This is a genomic window from Escherichia sp. E2586, from assembly GCF_005781105.1.
GTDB lineage: Bacteria > Pseudomonadota > Gammaproteobacteria > Enterobacterales > Enterobacteriaceae > Escherichia.
In genome coordinates, this window is the sequence record NZ_VATN01000006.1 from 378,603 (window position 1) to 395,835 (window position 17,233).

The 17,233-nt window shown below is 52.4% G+C and carries 14 protein-coding genes; 6 read left to right on the forward strand and 8 right to left on the reverse strand.

Going from position 1 to position 17,233, the window contains the following annotated elements:
* Positions 1 to 23: 23 nt before the first annotated feature.
* Positions 24 to 1,262 carry an alanine transaminase gene (gene alaC / locus FEK50_RS06930; RefSeq protein ID WP_130207332.1) on the reverse strand — a complete coding sequence of 413 codons (1,239 nt, stop codon included), beginning with the start codon at positions 1,260 to 1,262 and terminating at the stop codon, positions 24 to 26.
* A 374-nt stretch (positions 1,263 to 1,636) separates the two neighbouring features.
* Here alaC and ypdA point away from each other — a divergent pair, with 374 nt between their 5' ends.
* The 3 genes from ypdA to FEK50_RS06945 are packed head-to-tail and all read left to right on the forward strand — an operon-like array spanning position 1,637 to position 4,953.
* Entirely contained in the window at positions 1,637 to 3,334 is a 1,698-nt protein-coding gene (gene ypdA / locus FEK50_RS06935) for a two-component system sensor histidine kinase YpdA (protein ID WP_131162066.1), read from the forward strand.
* A 14-nt stretch (positions 3,335 to 3,348) separates the two neighbouring features.
* Positions 3,349 to 4,083 carry a two-component system response regulator YpdB gene (gene ypdB / locus FEK50_RS06940; RefSeq protein WP_130237839.1) on the forward strand — a complete coding sequence of 245 codons (735 nt, stop codon included), beginning with the start codon at positions 3,349 to 3,351 and terminating at the stop codon, positions 4,081 to 4,083.
* Between the two features lie 12 nt (positions 4,084 to 4,095).
* Positions 4,096 to 4,953 (forward strand): AraC family transcriptional regulator, encoded by an 858-nt coding sequence (locus tag FEK50_RS06945; protein ID WP_131162067.1) that lies wholly within the window; start codon positions 4,096 to 4,098, stop codon positions 4,951 to 4,953.
* 2 nt (positions 4,954 to 4,955) lie between these two features.
* Here FEK50_RS06945 and ptsP read toward each other — a convergent pair whose 3' ends face one another.
* The 6 genes from ptsP to glk form a co-directional block, all read right to left on the reverse strand.
* Positions 4,956 to 7,445, reverse strand: a complete 2,490-nt coding sequence (gene ptsP / locus FEK50_RS06950) for a phosphoenolpyruvate--protein phosphotransferase (RefSeq protein ID WP_135524377.1) — start codon at positions 7,443 to 7,445, stop codon at positions 4,956 to 4,958.
* Between the two features lie 24 nt (positions 7,446 to 7,469).
* Positions 7,470 to 8,507 (reverse strand): aminopeptidase, encoded by a 1,038-nt coding sequence (ypdE, locus tag FEK50_RS06955; RefSeq protein WP_131162069.1) that lies wholly within the window; start codon positions 8,505 to 8,507, stop codon positions 7,470 to 7,472.
* Complete coding sequence (ypdF, locus tag FEK50_RS06960) at positions 8,507 to 9,592, reverse strand: aminopeptidase (RefSeq protein WP_131162070.1); 1,086 nt, start codon at positions 9,590 to 9,592, stop codon at positions 8,507 to 8,509. Before ypdF ends, ypdE begins: the two co-directional genes overlap by 1 nt.
* 15 nt (positions 9,593 to 9,607) lie before the next feature.
* Positions 9,608 to 10,855 (reverse strand): PTS fructose transporter subunit IIC, encoded by a 1,248-nt coding sequence (locus tag FEK50_RS06965; protein WP_131162071.1) that lies wholly within the window; start codon positions 10,853 to 10,855, stop codon positions 9,608 to 9,610.
* 21 nt (positions 10,856 to 10,876) lie between these two features.
* Positions 10,877 to 11,203 carry a PTS fructose transporter subunit IIB gene (locus FEK50_RS06970; RefSeq protein ID WP_000038455.1) on the reverse strand — a complete coding sequence of 109 codons (327 nt, stop codon included), beginning with the start codon at positions 11,201 to 11,203 and terminating at the stop codon, positions 10,877 to 10,879.
* Positions 11,204 to 11,421: 218 nt separating this feature from the next.
* Positions 11,422 to 12,387: a glucokinase gene (gene glk, locus FEK50_RS06975; protein ID WP_130207348.1), complete on the reverse strand. Its 966-nt coding sequence runs from the start codon at positions 12,385 to 12,387 to the stop codon at positions 11,422 to 11,424.
* A gap of 204 nt (positions 12,388 to 12,591) precedes the next feature.
* Between glk and FEK50_RS06980 the strand changes: the two genes are divergently transcribed.
* Together FEK50_RS06980 and ypeC are read left to right on the forward strand one after the other, a co-directional pair.
* The gene (locus FEK50_RS06980; RefSeq protein ID WP_131162072.1) at positions 12,592 to 13,848 is read left to right on the forward strand and encodes an ion channel protein; all 1,257 of its coding nucleotides are present in this window, start codon (positions 12,592 to 12,594) and stop codon (positions 13,846 to 13,848) included.
* 114 nt (positions 13,849 to 13,962) lie between these two features.
* Positions 13,963 to 14,289 (forward strand): DUF2502 domain-containing protein YpeC, encoded by a 327-nt coding sequence (gene ypeC / locus FEK50_RS06985; protein WP_130207352.1) that lies wholly within the window; start codon positions 13,963 to 13,965, stop codon positions 14,287 to 14,289.
* Between the two features lie 142 nt (positions 14,290 to 14,431).
* Here the strand turns inward: ypeC and FEK50_RS06990 are convergent, their stop codons facing one another.
* On the reverse strand, positions 14,432 to 15,670 hold the full coding sequence (locus FEK50_RS06990) for an Nramp family divalent metal transporter (protein WP_131162073.1): 1,239 nt from the start codon (positions 15,668 to 15,670) through the stop codon (positions 14,432 to 14,434).
* A gap of 335 nt (positions 15,671 to 16,005) precedes the next feature.
* On the opposite strand from FEK50_RS06990, the gene nupC reads away from it, so the two are divergent.
* Positions 16,006 to 17,208, forward strand: a complete 1,203-nt coding sequence (gene nupC / locus FEK50_RS06995) for a nucleoside permease NupC (RefSeq protein ID WP_131162074.1) — start codon at positions 16,006 to 16,008, stop codon at positions 17,206 to 17,208.
* The last annotated feature ends 25 nt before the right edge of the window (positions 17,209 to 17,233 follow it).

Consider the following 17,233-nt stretch of genomic DNA (forward strand, 5'->3'; position numbering starts at 1 on the left):
GTTTGCATTTCTGGCGATGGTGTTTATTCCGCGTTTTCGTGAATATGTTTGCTGCTGACGGGCAGTAAGCCGTCAGCGCGGAACATCGCTTTAATCCCACGAATCGCCTGACGAATACGGTCGCGGTTTTCAATCAGCGCAAAGCGTACATGCGTGTCGCCGTAGTCGCCAAAGCCGATGCCGGGTGAGACACAAACCTTCGCTTCGTTAAGCAGCTTCTTGGCAAATTCCAGCGAGCCCATTGCCGCATACGGTTCCGGGATTTTCGCCCAGACATACATCGAGGCTTTCGGCATTTCAACCATCCAGCCCGCTTCATGCAGCCCTTTTACCAGCACATCGCGGCGGCGTTTGTACTGTTCGGCAATGTCGCGCACGCACTGTTGATCGCCCTCCAGCGCCGCAATCGCCGCCACCTGCAACGGTGTAAAGGTACCGTAATCGTGATAGCTTTTAATACGTGCCAACGCGCTGACCAGTGTTTTATTGCCGACCATAAAGCCAATACGCCAGCCCGCCATATTGTAGCTTTTCGACAGCGTAAAGAACTCGACCGCTACGTCACGTGCGCCCGGCACCTGCATGATTGACGGCGCTTTCCAGCCATCGTAGACGATATCCGCATAGGCCAGGTCATGGACCACCAGCACATCGTAGCGTTTCGCCAGCGCCACTACTTTTTCGAAGAACTCCAGTTCTACGCATTGCGCGGTTGGGTTTGACGGGAAGCCAAGGATCATCATCTTCGGTTTCGGATAACTTTCACGAATAGCGCGTTCCAGTTCGTTGAAAAAATCGACACCTTCCACCAGCGGCACTGAACGTACCTGAGCACCAGCAATCACCGCGCCATAAATATGAATGGGGTAGCTTGGATTCGGCACCAGCACGGTGTCACCGTGATCCAGCGTCGCCAGCATCAGGTGCGCCAGCCCCTCTTTCGAACCGATGGTGACGATGGCTTCTGATTCCGGGTCGATTTCAACGTCGTAACGTTCCTGATACCAGCGTGAAATCGCGCGACGTAACCGCGGAATGCCGCGTGAAGTAGAGTAACCGTGCGTGTCCGGGCGCTGCGCCACTGTACATAATTTTTCGACAATATGCGGCGGGGTCGCACCGTCCGGGTTGCCCATACTGAAATCGATAATATCTTCGCCGCGCCGACGCGCAGCCATTTTCAGTTCAGCGGTAATATTAAAAACGTAGGGCGGGAGACGATCAATGCGCGTAAAGCGACGTTCAGGGCGAGTGTCAGCCATAATTTCCTCAGATTAACGTTAGCGCCCGGACCGTCCGAGCGACGCTGCCACGATGGTGGCTGTTTTGAAAATAGCCTGATTAATTTCTGTCTGTCCAGCGTTTTGGAAAATTTTTATTAATGCGAAAAAAGAGGAACAAAACCTTAAAAACAGGAAAGTCAGATTCGCCAACAAGAAATTACCACACATTACATTAACAATATAAATTCAATAAATTTACCAATTGGCTTGATGCTGACAAGAGATGCATTGCCAGTACACCATTTAGCTTTCAATCCCCTTTTAAATTTGTGGTTTTTCCTCAAAAGTCGCGCACTGGTCATCAGCCTTCAGGTTACCTATCATAGAGGTTTAAACCTTATTCAGAGTCACCCGTGCACGAAATATTCAACATGCTGCTGGCGGTCTTCGATCGGGCAGCGCTAATGCTTATCTGCCTGTTTTTCCTCATCCGTATCCGCCTGTTTCGCGAACTGTTGCACAAGTCGGCGCACTCAGCGAAAGAGCTGCTCGCTGTTACCGCCATTTTCTCGCTGTTCGCCTTGTTCAGCACCTGGTCTGGCGTACCGGTGGAAGGTTCGCTGGTTAACGTGCGTATTATTGCGGTGATGTCGGGCGGGATTCTGTTTGGCCCATGGGTGGGCATCATTACCGGGGTAATCGCGGGTATTCATCGTTATTTAATTGATATCGGCGGCGTGACGGCTATCCCCTGCTTTATCACCAGTATTCTGGCGGGATGCATCTCTGGTTGGATCAACCTGAAAATCCCCAAAGCGCAGCGTTGGCGCGTCGGTATTCTCGGCGGCATGCTCTGTGAAACGTTGACCATGATTCTGGTGATTGTCTGGGCGCCGACCACTGAGCTGGGGCTGGATATCGTCTCCAAAATCGGTATCCCGATGATCCTCGGCAGTGTCTGTATCGGCTTTATTGTGTTGCTGGTACAAAGTGTTGAGGGCGAAAAAGAGGCCAGCGCCGCGCGCCAGGCCAAGCTGGCGCTGGATATCGCCAATAAAACCCTGCCGCTGTTTCGCCATGTGAATAGCGAATCATTACGTAAAGTTTGCGAAATTATCCGCGATGACATTCACGCTGACGCGGTGGCAATCACCAATACCGATCATGTGCTGGCGTATGTCGGCGTGGGCGAACACAACTATCAGAATGGCGATGACTTCATTAGCCCGACTACCCGCCAGGCGATGAATTATGGGAAAATCATTATTAAAAACAATGATGAAGCCCACCGTACACCAGAGATTCATTCCATGCTGGTGATCCCATTGTGGGAGAAAGGCGTTGTGACCGGAACGCTGAAAATTTACTACTGCCACGCGCACCAGATTACGTCATCATTACAGGAGATGGCGGTCGGTCTGTCGCAAATCATCTCTACCCAACTGGAAGTTTCTCGCGCCGAGCAGCTACGGGAAATGGCAAATAAGGCAGAGCTTCGCGCCCTGCAAAGCAAAATTAATCCCCATTTTCTGTTTAACGCTCTGAACGCTATTTCATCGTCGATTCGTCTGAATCCAGACACTGCTCGCCAGCTAATCTTTAATTTGTCGCGCTATCTGCGCTATAACATTGAATTAAAAGACGATGAGCAAATTGATATCAAAAAAGAGCTGTACCAAATTAAAGACTATATCGCCATTGAGCAGGCCCGCTTTGGCGACAAGCTGACGGTTATCTATGATATTGATGAAGAGGTGAATTGCTGCATTCCCAGCCTGCTTATCCAGCCGTTGGTGGAGAACGCCATTGTCCACGGTATTCAGCCTTGCAAGGGAAAAGGTGTTGTCACCATCAGCGTTGCGGAGTGCGGTAATCGGGTCCGTATTGCGGTAAGAGATACCGGGCATGGCATCGATCCAAAGGTGATTGAGCGGGTCGAAGCGAATGAAATGCCGGGCAATAAAATCGGCCTGCTGAATGTGCATCATCGCGTGAAGTTGTTATATGGCGAGGGGCTGCATATCCGCCGCCTGGAACCAGGAACGGAAATTGCGTTTTACATTCCTAACCAACGCACCCCTGTCGCCTCACAGGCTACGTTATTGCTTTGAGCCGGAGTGATATTGTGAAAGTCATCATTGTTGAAGACGAATTCCTGGCACAACAGGAACTTAGCTGGCTTATTAAAGAGCACAGCCAGATGGAGATTGTCGGCACCTTTGACGACGGTCTGGACGTGTTGAAGTTTTTGCAGCATAACCGCGTCGACGCCATTTTTCTGGATATCAATATTCCGTCGCTGGATGGCGTGCTGCTGGCACAAAACATCAGCCAGTTCGCCCATAAGCCGTTTATTGTGTTTATCACCGCGTGGAAAGAACATGCGGTGGAAGCGTTTGAACTGGAGGCGTTTGACTACATTCTCAAACCGTATCAGGAGTCACGGATTACCGGGATGCTGCAAAAGCTGGAAGCCGCCTGGCAGCAACAGCAAACCAGCAGCACGCCTGCCGTGCCGTTAACGCGTGAGAATGACACCATTAATCTGGTGAAGGATGAACGCCTCATCGTGACGCCGGTCAATGATATCTACTACGCCGAAGCGCACGAGAAAATGACCTTTGTCTATACGCGGCGTGAATCTTATGTGATGCCAATGAACATCACCGAGTTTTGCAGCAAACTGCCGTCGTCGCACTTTTTCCGCTGCCATCGCTCGTTTTGCGTCAACCTGAACAAAATCCGCGAGATAGAACCGTGGTTTAATAATACCTATATTCTGCGGCTGAAAGATCTGGATTTTGAAGTGCCAGTCAGCCGCAGCAAAGTTAAAGAATTCCGCCAGTTAATGCATCTGTAATCGGGAACTTTCATGAAAGCAGCAGGCTTGCCCGCCGATCAACAATTTTTCGCCGATCTGTTCAGCGGCCTGGTGCTTAACCCGCAACTGCTTGGGCGCGTCTGGTTTGCCTGCCAGCCCGCCTCGCTGCCGGTAGGCAGTTTGTGTATTGATTTTCCCCGACTGGATATTGTGCTACGCGGCGAATATGGCAATCTGCTGGAAGCAAAGCAGCAGCGTATGCTGGAAGGAGAAATGCTGTTTATTCCGGCGCGCGCGGCTAATTTACCGGTCAACCACAAACCGGTAATGCTGTTAAGCCTGGTGTTTGCGCCGACCTGGCTGGGGTTATCGTTTTACGATAGCCGCACCACGTCGTTACTGGATCCTGCTCGCCAGATCCAGCTTCCCAGCCAGCAACGCGGTGAAGGTGAAGCGATGCTTACCGCCCTCACCCATCTCAGCCGTTCGCCGCTGGAGCAGAGTATCATTCAACCGTTGGTGTTAAGTTTGCTGCATCTTTGCCGCAACGTGGTCAACATGCCACCGGGTAATTCGCAACCGCGCAGCGATTTTCTCTACCACAGCATTTGTAACTGGGTTCAGGATAACTACACTCAGCCGCTCACTCGCGAGAGCGTGGCGCAATTTTTTAATATCACGCCCAATCATCTGTCAAAACTGTTTGCGCAGCATGGGACGATGCGTTTTATCGAGTATGTTCGCTGGGTACGAATGGCAAAAGCGAGGATGATTTTGCAGAAATATCATCTGTCGATTCATGAAGTGGCGCAGCGTTGCGGCTTTCCGGATAGCGACTATTTTTGTCGCGTCTTCCGGCGTCAGTTTGGCCTGACGCCGGGAGAGTACAGCGCCCGTTTTCAGGGCTAAGTTTAGAAGGTTATTTCCGTTTCCAGCAGCGTCAGGATGCTTTGCGCATCACTTGCGGCGAAAAGCGACTGGCGGAAGTTTTTATTCACCAGTTTACGCGCCAGCTGCGAGAAGACTTTCACATGATTCATCCCTTCGTTAGCGCCCAGCGTCAGCATGATCACCAGTTCGACTTCGCCCATTTCTGACTGCCAGTCAACCGGTTTCACCAGTCGGGCAATGCTGATACTGGAATGGCGGATCCACTGCGATTTGGTGTGCGGGATCGCCACGCCAAAACCAACGCCAGTAGTAACAATCTCTTCCCGCTGCCAGACATCTTCTTCCAGCTCGAACGGATGCTCAGTACGCCCGTTAACGCCGAGGTTACCGCACAGGAACTGAATCGCCTGCTCTTTATTGCTAAAGTCCTGATCAACGAAGATATTCTCCAGCGCCAGCAGTGGGCGAACGTCTTCTTCCGGCGTAAACGTGGTGAGTAACGCTTCAATTTCCTGCGCGCTGCGGCATTCACATGCCTGACGCGCCAGTTCCCGACACGCCTCGCTATCCAGTTGACGAAGCTGGCTTTTCACCGCCGGAATGCGTGGGCTACTCATGCTTAGCTCATCCAGGCCCAGCCCAAGCAGAAGCGGCAGATAACGGCTTTCACCACCCAGTTCACCGCAAATACCTACCCATTTGCCCCGCTGATGCGCAGTGGTAACTATCTGCTGCAACATGCGCAGAAACGATGGCGAGATCGGATTATATAGCGGCGATACCCGCGGGTTATTACGATCGACCGCATACAAATACTGGGTCATATCGTTAGAGCCGATGCTGAAGAAATCGACCTCATCGCAGAAGTGATCGATGATGTAACATACCGACGGCACCTCAACCATGATCCCCAACGGGATCGTTTCTGCATGACGCAGGCCATCGCGCTTAAGATCAACGATCGCTTTCTGGATCTCACCTTTCACCCATAAGATCTGATCAAGGCTGTGGACCATCGGGATCATCAACTGGGCGTTGCCGAAACTGGCAGCGCGCAAAATCGCCCGCAGTTGAGTGCGGAACAGGCCAGCAAATTCCGGATAAATACGTACCGCGCGATAGCCGAGGAACGGGTTCTCTTCCTGGGGAATGTTGAGGTAAGGAATGCTTTTATCACCGCCGATGTCCATCGTGCGGAAGATAATCGGTTTGTCGCCCGCCGCCAGTAATACCTGCTGGTAAGCTTCAAATTGCTCCTGTTCGTCCGGCGCGCTGTCACGATCCATATAGAGCATTTCGGTACGAAACAGCCCGACGCCTTCCGCGCCGTTAGCAAACGCGCCTGGTGCTTCCAGAGCAGTGCCAATATTCGCCGCAATATCAATACGCTTGTTATCACGGGAATAGGCCAGCTGCGCGGCGGCCTGCGCCTGTTGCTGCTGACGTTTATCCGCCAGCGTCTGCGCAACCTGATAATAACCGCTCACCGCGTCATCAGGATTTACCGCCAGCACGCCACATTGGGCGTCAAGCACCGCCGGTTGTCCGGCATAACGGGCAATCGCATCCAGCGGCAGGCCGCTCAAAACCGGGATCGCCGAGGCGCGGGCCAGAATCAGAGTATGCGAGGTGCGTCCGGTTTTCTCCAGAATCATGCCTGCAAGATTTTTTAAATCGAGGCTCAAAAACTGGCTAGGGGTTAAATCCTCGGCCACCAGAATGGTCGGTTTTTCGAGCACCAGATTATTACGCGGCTTCAGTTCCGGCCAGGTAATATGCAGCAACTGTTCGCTGATATCACGAATGTCACTGACCCGCTCGCGCAGATAATCGCTGGCAGAGGCAGAAAGTTTGGCGCAAACCTGCTCCATATTGCTGATGATCGCCGCTCCCAGCCCCTGATGCTGTTCTGCCATCAGGCGACGGATATTCCCTGCAAATTCATCATCCTGAATCAGCGACAAATGGGCGCTGAGGATAGTTTTGCTTTCGCCGTCACGCTCGCGCAACTGCTGGTTCAGTTGCTCGGCAAGCGTTGCCAGGCTGTGTTCCAGCCAGGTGGAGTCTTGCGCACTGGCGGGGATTGCCCGATAACTGTCGAGGCTGTTGCTCTGTAACAGGGTCAGCGTACCCACGCCGACGCCGCTTGCCAGCACATTGCCGTACAGTAAATCAGGGTTCAGGCGGCTTAATGAACGCGGCAGCGGGTGCGCCGTCAGTTCTGCCTGCGTCGGCTGGACGCTGTCGATAAAGCGCACCTGGATGTACTCTTCCAGCACGCGCCGCGCCTGCTCTTCATCGCTGCCGCCAATGTTCAGGCTGCAACTGTCATTAAATAATGTGCCGGTGCCAATCAGCGCCAGCGAACTTTTGGCATCCGCCTTCGCGTTCTGGCGATGGTTGATGAAGGTGATTTCGCTTTGCCAGTGGCTGCACTGCTCTTTAAGTTCCCACGCCGGACGAGCATGCAGACCGTTTGGCAAAGGACAGAGAAATTGAATCGTTAACATAACCGCTCCGGGTTAATCAGGAGATCATCTGAAATCCGTCAATTGAACAACCGTCTCACGGGTAAGACGTTGAATAAGGGCAGATAAAAGTTGCTGCATCTGCAAAATGTCGCGGCAATCGGCAATCGATGCGGCGCAATGTCCATGGCGGGTTGCTGGCCCCATCACCACTGTGGGCACGCCGGTGCCGGTTAAGTGCACCGCCCCGCCGTCCGTGCCGCCGTTGCTGAACATATCTGCCTGCAACGGCACGCCAATTTCTGCCGCCACGGTTTCGACCCAGGCGGTAAGTTTTGGCGGCGCAATCAGCGACTTGTCGCTTAACACCAGCATCGGCCCGTTACCAATCTGGCGATGGTTAGCCGCGCCATAATCAAAGTTTTTCGCCCAGCAGGCGGTATCAAGCACAATGGCGACATCCGGCGACACCGCGCGGGTGGCAGTTTGCCCGCCGCGTAATCCCACCTCTTCGCTGGAACTTGCCACCAGCCACACTTCCGCAGGCAGTTCGGCGTCGTGCAGCTCACGTAGTAACGTCACCAGCAGATAGCAACCGAGGCGGTCATCAAAGGCTTTCCCCATCACTCGCTGGTGGGGGAGAACCTGAAAAGTGGTATCGAACGTGACGCGATCGCCTGGACGAATTCCCGCCTGCATCACTTCGTCATACGAGCGCGCGCCAATATCCACGCGCATGGCGCTGACGTCATTCCCCTGCCGGTCGCCGTCAAGCAGGCCTGGAATTTTGCACTCTTCACGGGTGGTGATGCGCACCGGCTGCAGCTGGCGGGCAGCCATGCGTACGTTGCCAACCGGCAGCACATCAATCGCCCCTTCGCGGGAGATGCTGCGCACCATAAATCCCACTTCGTCCATATGCGCACAGATCATCACCTTCGGACCTGTCGATTCATTCAGGCGGATCAGCACCGATCCCAGACCATCAAATCGCACTTCTTTTTGCAGGCGATCCGCTTCTCCCAGCAGGATCTGCCGCACTTCCTGTTCCGAGGAGGCGATCGCATCTGCCTCGCTCAACGCTTTTAATAGCGATAAATCCATTATGCCTCTCCCGTGAGCAACACTGTTTTCGGCATGGCGTAGAGCACTTCTGCGCCTTGCGGGGTAACCAGCACAACATCTTCGATGCGCACGCCCCCTTGCCCTGGCAAATAAATCCCCGGCTCCACGGTCAGCAACATGCCTGGCTGTAGCGTCGTGGTGTCCCGCGGTGAAAAGCGCGGATCTTCATGGACTTCAATGCCGATAGCATGACCGGTGTTATGACCGAAATAGTCGCCAAATCCTGCCTCGGTAATAACCCGGCGCACGGCGTCGTCAACCTGCTGGCAGCGCACGCCGGGGCGAATTGCAGAGATTGCCGCAAGCTGTGCCTGCAAAACAATCTGATAGACGTTAAACAGCGGATGAGATTCGGCGCTCACCCCTTCGCCATTCACCAGCAAGGTGCGCGTCATATCAGAGCAGTAGCCCTGATACAGCGCACCGAAATCGAGAGTGACAAACTCGCCCGCTGCAACAATCTTGTCGCTGGCTTTGCCGTGCGGCAGCGCCCCACGCCAGCCACTGGCGACAATGGTGTCAAAAGAGGCTTTTTCTGCGCCCTGCTGGCGCATAAACCACTCCAGTTCAGCGGCTATCTCGCATTCGCTCATCCCCGCCTGAATAAAGCGGCGAATATGCTCTGCGCCACGATCGGCAATCCCACAGGCGAGGCGGATTTTCTCCACCTCCTCTGGCGTTTTGATTTGCCGCAGCACATCCGGCGTGGCGCTTACCAGTTTCGCATTGAGTTCAGACTGCCAGCGGTGCGCGGTTTCCCAACTCACCTGCTGGCCTTCAAAACCGAGCGTTTGCAACTGCTCATCGGCAATGATTTGCCTGACGATGGTGGCAAGCGTGTGCATCGCGTCGAGCAAATGCAGCTGGTAGCCTTGCGTGCGGGCTTCTACATCCGCGTAATAGCGCGAGTCCACCAGAATGTGCGCACTTTCACGGCTAATCACCACATAACCTGATCCGGTGGAGATCCCCAGATGCGGCTGTTTGTTCTGCCGTGAGGAAAGGAGCACCGCATCCAGTTGTTGCGCCTTAAGCCAGTCGCGCAGCGAAGCGAGTAATGTCATCTGGATTTTTCCTTCTTACAGGCTATCGATTAACAATTTGCCTTTGCGGAACATCATCAGACGCAGGAACACCACCATCAGCGCAGTAATGATTGCTCCCAGCGCGATCCCCGCCATATAGACGCCCAGATTAGTGACCAGCGGCCACGCCCAGATAGCGGATTCCGGGAACCATTGCACTGCACCCAGCCAGACAGCAGCGGTGGAACCGACAATCGCGCCAACCATATAGGACGGAATAGCGGTGATGGGGCTTTCCAGCGCAAACGGAATCGCACCTTCACTGATCCCCATAAACGCCAGGAACATCGCGGTTTTACCCTGCGGATAAAGCTGGGCGTTAAACAGGCGTTTGCCAGTTAAGCGACGATCGATAATGGTCGCCAGACCCAGACCAATCGGCGGAATAACAATAGCGATAGAACGTGCGGTGACTGGTAATACATGGTCAGTGGTAAAGCTGAAGGCGACGAAACCTGCGGCTTTGTTGATCGGGCCACCAAGGTCGATTGCTGTCGCCGCGGCGATCCCCATCGCATACATCAGCGCGCCCTTCTCACCAGCAGCGGTCAGCACGGTACGGATCCCGCCGTTGATCCAGCCACCAAACGGCGTGATCACGTAGTACATCGCCAGCATGACAAAAATGGCGGAAAGAATCGGTAGCAAAAATGTGGTTTTGAACGCTAACAGGAAATCCGGTAACTGGATTTTCTGGTTCATCCATTTCACGAGGTAACCCGCGACGATAGAAATAATCAGCGCACCAATGAAGGTAGACGGGACTGGTGAAGAGGTCGCCCACTGCATAGTGCTGGGATCAAAGTTCAGCAGTTGCGTGGGCTGGGTAGACATCAACCCGCCGATAAACCCAGCCGGGAACGCCAGTTTGCCGCCAATAGAATTCGCCACAAAAGCGGCAAACATCGGAATGGCAAAGCCAAACAGCACGCCGCCAAAGGACTGCGACAGCCAGGCAAATTTCAGTAAGGAGAGGTCGAAACCGGAAAATTTCCCGCTATTAAGAGCATCCATAATGCCGATATCTGCGGGAGTTTTAAGCCAGCTATAAGCAATCAGCTGGCTGAAAGCGAGGATCACACCGCCCATAATTAAGGTCGGCACCATGCGTGAAATCCCTGACATCACATGCTGCGGGAGTTCACCCCAGAAGCTGGTTTTAGAGGCCTGCGGATTCTTAACTGCCGCTGCCGCACCGGATGCGCCAGGCACAACGGTTGCACTGCGTTTTTTAATGGCCATAACAATTATCCCTGTCGAATATTACTGTTGTTCAGCGGCAATCATCTCTTCGATTTCTTTGATGATGCCCGCAGCGTTTTTAATTGCGTCCTGCAAAGTGATTTCATAAACGTCGCGTGATTCGAAACGCTCGTTATCTTCTGGTGTTACTGCCACGGAATGAATGATGATGGTCGCTTCGGCGATATCCTGCGCCGTCAGGCGGTTCTGGATGCCGTCCGCGCCCTGGGTTTCAATTTTCACTTCATAGCCGGCTTCCACTGCCGCTTCTTCCAGCGCCTGGGCGGCCATAAAGGTGTGAGCCAGGCCCATTGGGCAGGCACATAAGGCAATCAGTTTCTTACTCATCGTTATTTCCTCGTTTGTTTATAGTTGACGAATGAAATTATGAACGTGCAAAACAAATTGCCGTTACCAGACAAATAATGCATTTACTGGAGAATTAATCCCGTAGTGCGGAAGTGTGACGCAGGTCGGCCTTGTGAAGAGACACAAAGAAAAATTGAATTAACTGATTGATTTAAAAGATTATCGGGAGAGTCACCTCCCGATATGACAGGAAGGATTTACAGAATGTGGCCTAAGGTCTGGCGTAAATGTGCACCGGAACCGAGAAGCCCAGGGTTATCGTGCACAATTAAATAGACCGGAATATCATGAACATAATCTTTAAAGCGCCCTTTGTCTTCAAAAGCGGCACGGAAACCGGAGGCTTTGAAGAACTCAAGGAAACGCGGAACGATACCGCCCGCAATATAGACGCCGCCAAATGTTCCGAGATTGAGCGCCAGATTGCCGCCAAAACGCCCCATAATGACGCAAAACAGTGACAACGCGCGGCGGCAATCGGTGCAGCTGTCAGCCAACGCGCGTTCGGTAATATCTTTTGGCTTGAGATTTTCCGGCAGGCGGTTGTCCGCTTTCACAATCGCGCGATACAAATTCACCAGTCCAGGGCCAGAGAGCACGCGTTCAGCCGAGACATGGCCAATTTCCGCGCGCAGTATTTCAAGGATAATGGCTTCTTCTTCACTGTTTGGCGCAAAATCAACGTGACCGCCTTCACCAGGCAGGCTTACCCAGCGTTTATCGACATGGACCAGATGTGCGACCCCAAGCCCTGTCCCGGCACCGTACACCGCGACAGGTTTACCTTCAACTGGTTCTGCGCCGCCAAACTGGATCAGATGCTCTTTTTTCAGCATCGGGATCGCCATCGAAACCGCCGTAAAATCGTTAATAATCTCCAGGTGGCTAAAACCGAGATTCTTTTTCATTTCGGCAATCGAAAACGCCCAGGTGTGGTTGGTCATTGCCACCCAGTCACCAGTAATTGGGCAAGCAATGGCGATGCAGCCATCTTTCACCTCGACTTTATTCTCTTCAAGATAAACGCGAATGACCGCTTCCAGGCTGGGATAATCAAGCCCTGAATAGGTTTTAGCCTGCGAGATTTCACCACTGGCAATATCACACAGAGCAAGACGTGCGTTAGTACCGCCCACATCACCGACTAATGCATACTTTGTCATTCTTCAACTGCTCCGCTAAAGTCAAAATACTTCTTTCTCACACTGTAAATACGTGGGGGCATAACAACAACGCCGAAAAGGCAGGCTCCCTGTAAATATCGATCTGGGTCACACATTTACTTTATCGTTTCAGCATCAATTGCAGCGATGTCTTTGTGCAAGCTGGGCAAACTAAATATCTGAACCCGCATAAAGGAATAGAACATGCTCCATCCGCGAGCCAGAACCATGTTGTTATTATCGCTCCCCGCTCTGGCAATTGGGATTGCGTCCAGTCTTATTCTGATGGTGGTAATGAAAATCGCCTCGGTATTACAGAATCTGCTCTGGCAACGACTGCCGGGAAGTCTGGGGATAGCCCAGGATTCACCGCTCTGGATCATCGGAATTTTAACGCTGACAGGGGCTGCTGTTGGGCTAGTCATCCGTTTCAGCCGGGGTCATGCCGGGCCGGATCCTGCCAGTGAAGCGCTGATAGGCGCGCCAGTCCCTCCCTCTGCGCTACCAGGACTGATCGTAGCATTAATTCTCGGTCTTGCTGGCGGCGTCAGTCTTGGGCCGGAACATCCCATTATGACCGTCAATATCGCCCTCGCGGTGGCGATTGGCGCGCGTCTGTTACCACGAGTGAACCGGATGGAGTGGACTATTTTAGCCTCTGCGGGCACCATCGGCGCACTGTTTGGCACACCTGTTGCGGCGGCGTTGATATTTTCGCAAACCTTAAATAGCAGCCACGACGTTCCACTTTGGGATCGTCTCTTTGCGCCGTTAATGGCAGCGGCGGCTGGTGCGCTAACCACCGGATTGTTTTTCCATCCTCATTTTTCGCTGCCCATTGCTCGTTACGGACAGATGCAGTTAGCAGACATCATCAGTGGTGCAATTGTGACGGCGATCGCCATTGCGGCAGGTATGGTTGCAGTGTGGTGTTTCCCACGGGTGCACGCGATGATGCATCAGATTAAAAATCCGGTCCTCATGCTGGGGGTTGGCGGGTTTATTCTCGGTATTCTGGGTGTTATTGGTGGGCCTGTTTCGCTATTTAAAGGGCTGGACGAGATGCAGCAAATGGTGACAAATCAGGCTTTCAGCACCAGCGATTACTTTTTGCTGGCGGTAATCAAACTCGCCGCCCTGGTCATTGCCGCCGCCAGCGGGTTTCGCGGCGGGCGAATCTTCCCGGCGGTATTTGTCGGCGTAGCGTTAGGGTTGATGCTGCATGCGCACGTTCCCGCCGTTCCAGCGGCCATTACCGTCTCCTGCGCGATTCTCGGCCTCGTACTGGTGGTAACGCGCGATGGCTGGCTAAGTTTGTTTATGGCGGCGGTCGTTGTACCTGATTCCACATTGTTACCGCTATTGTGTATCGTCATGCTTCCGGCATGGTTATTACTGGCAGGTAAACCGATGATGATGGTGAATCGTCCAAAACAACAGCCACCCCACGATAACCTTTAGCAAAAAATGCTCTCCCTTATGATTTAAGAGTTATGGCGATGAAACGGGGCTTTACCTCCCCGTAATATTGCGTTAACAGGCCGCTGACGGCTTCGATCGTGAAGGAGAATAACAATGTTCAGGTCACTGTTTCTGGCGGCCGCCCTGATGGCATTTATCCCGCTTGCAGCAAACGCAGGTGAAATTACCTTGCTGCCATCAATTAAATTACAAATTGGCGATCGCGATAATTATGGTAACTACTGGGACGGTGGCCACTGGCGCGATCGTGACTACTGGCACCGTAATTATGAATGGCGTAAAAACCGCTGGTGGCGTCATGATAATGGCTATCACCGTGGTTGGGATAAGCGTAAAGCGTATGAGCGTGGCTATCGCGAAGGCTGGAGCGACCGTGATGATCATCGCGGAAAAGGCCGTGGACATGGGCATCGTCATTAAACACATTCGCTAATGAAGCACAATGCCTGATGCGACGCTTGCGCGTCTTATCAGGCCTACAAACCCACTTCATTTAACGCGTAGGGCGGATAAGGCGTTTACGCCGCATCCGCCAGTGGTGCCTGATGCGACGCTCATTCAACTACAGCCCCAATGCCGTTCCCACCAACAACCAGATATTCAGCGTTACCACCAGCACCACAATCATCCAGCCGATTTGTTTAACCCATTTGCTATTCACCAGATCGCCCATCAACTTGCTGTCACTGGTGAAAATCAGCAGCGGCACCAGCGCCAGAGCAATACCAAAACTGAGCAGCACCTGACTCATAACCAAAATCCGTGTCGGATCCAATCCCATCAGAATGACAATAAATGACGGCAGCATGGTTACCGTACGGCGTACCCACAGCGGAATATGAAAGCGAATGAACCCCTGCATCACCACCTGCCCTGCCAACGTACCCACTACCGTTGACGAAAGCCCCGCCGCCACCAGACTTAAACCAAAAACCGTTGCCGCAGCATTGCTTAACATCGGTTGCAGCGTAAGGTAAGCCTCATCAAGATCGGCAACACCAGTATGACCAGAAAAATGAAACGCTGCGGCAGCCGTTGCCATCATTGCCAGATTGACAAAGCCAGCGATGGTCATGGCAATCGCCACATCCCATTTAGTCGCAGAGTAACGTTGTTGGCGTGAACCACCGTGTAGATGCTGGGTAAGCGAAGAGTGAAGATAAATCACATGCGGCATAATCGTCGCCCCTAACACGCCAGCCGCCAGGAAGACCGCTTCCGAGGTCGGTAAACTCGGTATCGCCATACCTTTGCTCAACTGCACCAGATTCGGTTGGGAGAAAATCAGCTCAACAATGTAGGCCGCCGCGACAAACAACAGAAGCCCACCAATCACTTTCTCCAGCGGTTTTTGCCCGCGACGTTGCAGCATTAAAATCAGGAAAGTGGCGATACCTGTCAGCACCGCCCCCTGCAATAAAGAAACACCAAGAATGAGTTTGAAACCGATCGCCGCACCAATAAATTCCGCCAGATCGGTCGCCATCGCAATAATTTCCGCCTGGACCCAATAGAACCAGACTACCGGACGTGGGTAGTGATCGCGAATTTGCTCCGCCAAATTTTTACCAGTGGCAATCCCGAGTTTGGCCGAGAGAATCTGAATCAGCATTGCCATCAGGTTGGCCCAGACGACCACCCACAGCAGTTGATAGCCGAAGCTGGCGCCCGCCTGAATATTGGTCGCAAAGTTACCGGGATCGATATAACCAATCGCCGCAATGAACGCAGGTCCCATTAATGCGAGCCTCATCTTGCGCGCTGCCCGACCGCTGCTACTCTCAACGCGATAGTTCGTCATCTTGTGCCTCTAAAACATAGCCTTTGCTATGTTTCATGCTATGTCAAACGAGAATGATTATCAAATTCATTTAAATGGATTGTGGTGATTTCTCTGATAGACCAGGATTATGACTACGAAAAGATTGATTATTTGAATGTTATAATTATGTTTAATGTTAGCACATTTACATAACTTTCAGCTTCCATACACAACATAGCAAATATGTATGACAGGTCACTATTTTTGAAGCTTGTCACAGGACGTCATTATAGTGTGTGTCAGATCTCGTTTTCCTTACCCATGTTACATAGAATGTGCACGGAAATTTAACCTGCCTCATATTTGGAGCAAATATGGACCGCGTCCTTCATTTTGTACTGGCACTTGCCGTTGTTGCGATTCTCGCACTGCTGGTAAGCAGCGACCGCAAAAAAATTCGTATCCGTTATGTTATTCAACTGCTTGTTATCGAAGTGTTACTGGCGTGGTTCTTCCTGAACTCCGACGTTGGTCTGGGCTTCGTAAAAGGCTTCTCCGAAATGTTCGAAAAACTGCTCGGATTTGCCAACGAAGGGACTAACTTCGTCTTTGGTAGCATGAATGATCAAGGCCTGGCATTCTTCTTCCTGAAAGTGCTATGCCCAATCGTCTTTATCTCTGCGCTGATCGGTATTCTCCAGCACATTCGCGTATTGCCGGTGATTATCCGTGCAATTGGTTTCCTGCTCTCCAAAGTCAACGGCATGGGCAAACTGGAATCCTTTAACGCCGTCAGCTCCCTGATTCTGGGTCAGTCCGAGAACTTTATCGCCTATAAATATATCCTCGGCAAAATCTCCCGTAATCGTATGTACACCATGGCAGCCACGGCGATGTCCACCGTTTCTATGTCCATCGTTGGTGCATACATGACGATGCTGGAACCGAAATACGTAGTTGCTGCGCTGGTACTGAACATGTTCAGCACCTTTATCGTGCTGTCGCTGATCAACCCTTACCGTGTTGATGCCAGCGAAGAAAACATTCAGATGTCCGACCTGCACGAAGGCCAGAGCTTCTTCGAAATGCTGGGCGAATACATTCTGGCAGGCTTCAAAGTGGCCATTATCGTTGCCGCAATGCTGATCGGCTTTATCGCCCTGATCGCTGCACTGAACGCTCTGTTTGCTACCGTGACTGGCTGGTTTGGCTACAGCATCTCCTTCCAGGGCATTCTGGGCTACATCTTCTATCCGATTGCATGGGTGATGGGTGTTCCTTCCAGTGAAGCACTGCAAGTAGGCAGCATCATGGCGACCAAACTGGTTTCCAACGAGTTCGTTGCGATGATGGATCTGCAGAAAATTGCGTCCACGCTCTCTCCGCGTGCTGAAGGTATCCTCTCTGTGTTCCTGGTATCCTTCGCTAACTTCTCTTCTATCGGGATTATCGCAGGTGCCGTTAAAGGCCTGAACGAAGAGCAAGGTAACGTGGTTTCTCGCTTCGGTCTGAAACTGGTTTACGGCTCTACGCTGGTGAGTGTGCTGTCTGCGTCAATCGCAGCACTGGTACTGTAAGCGAATCCATTAAAAAAGCCGGGGA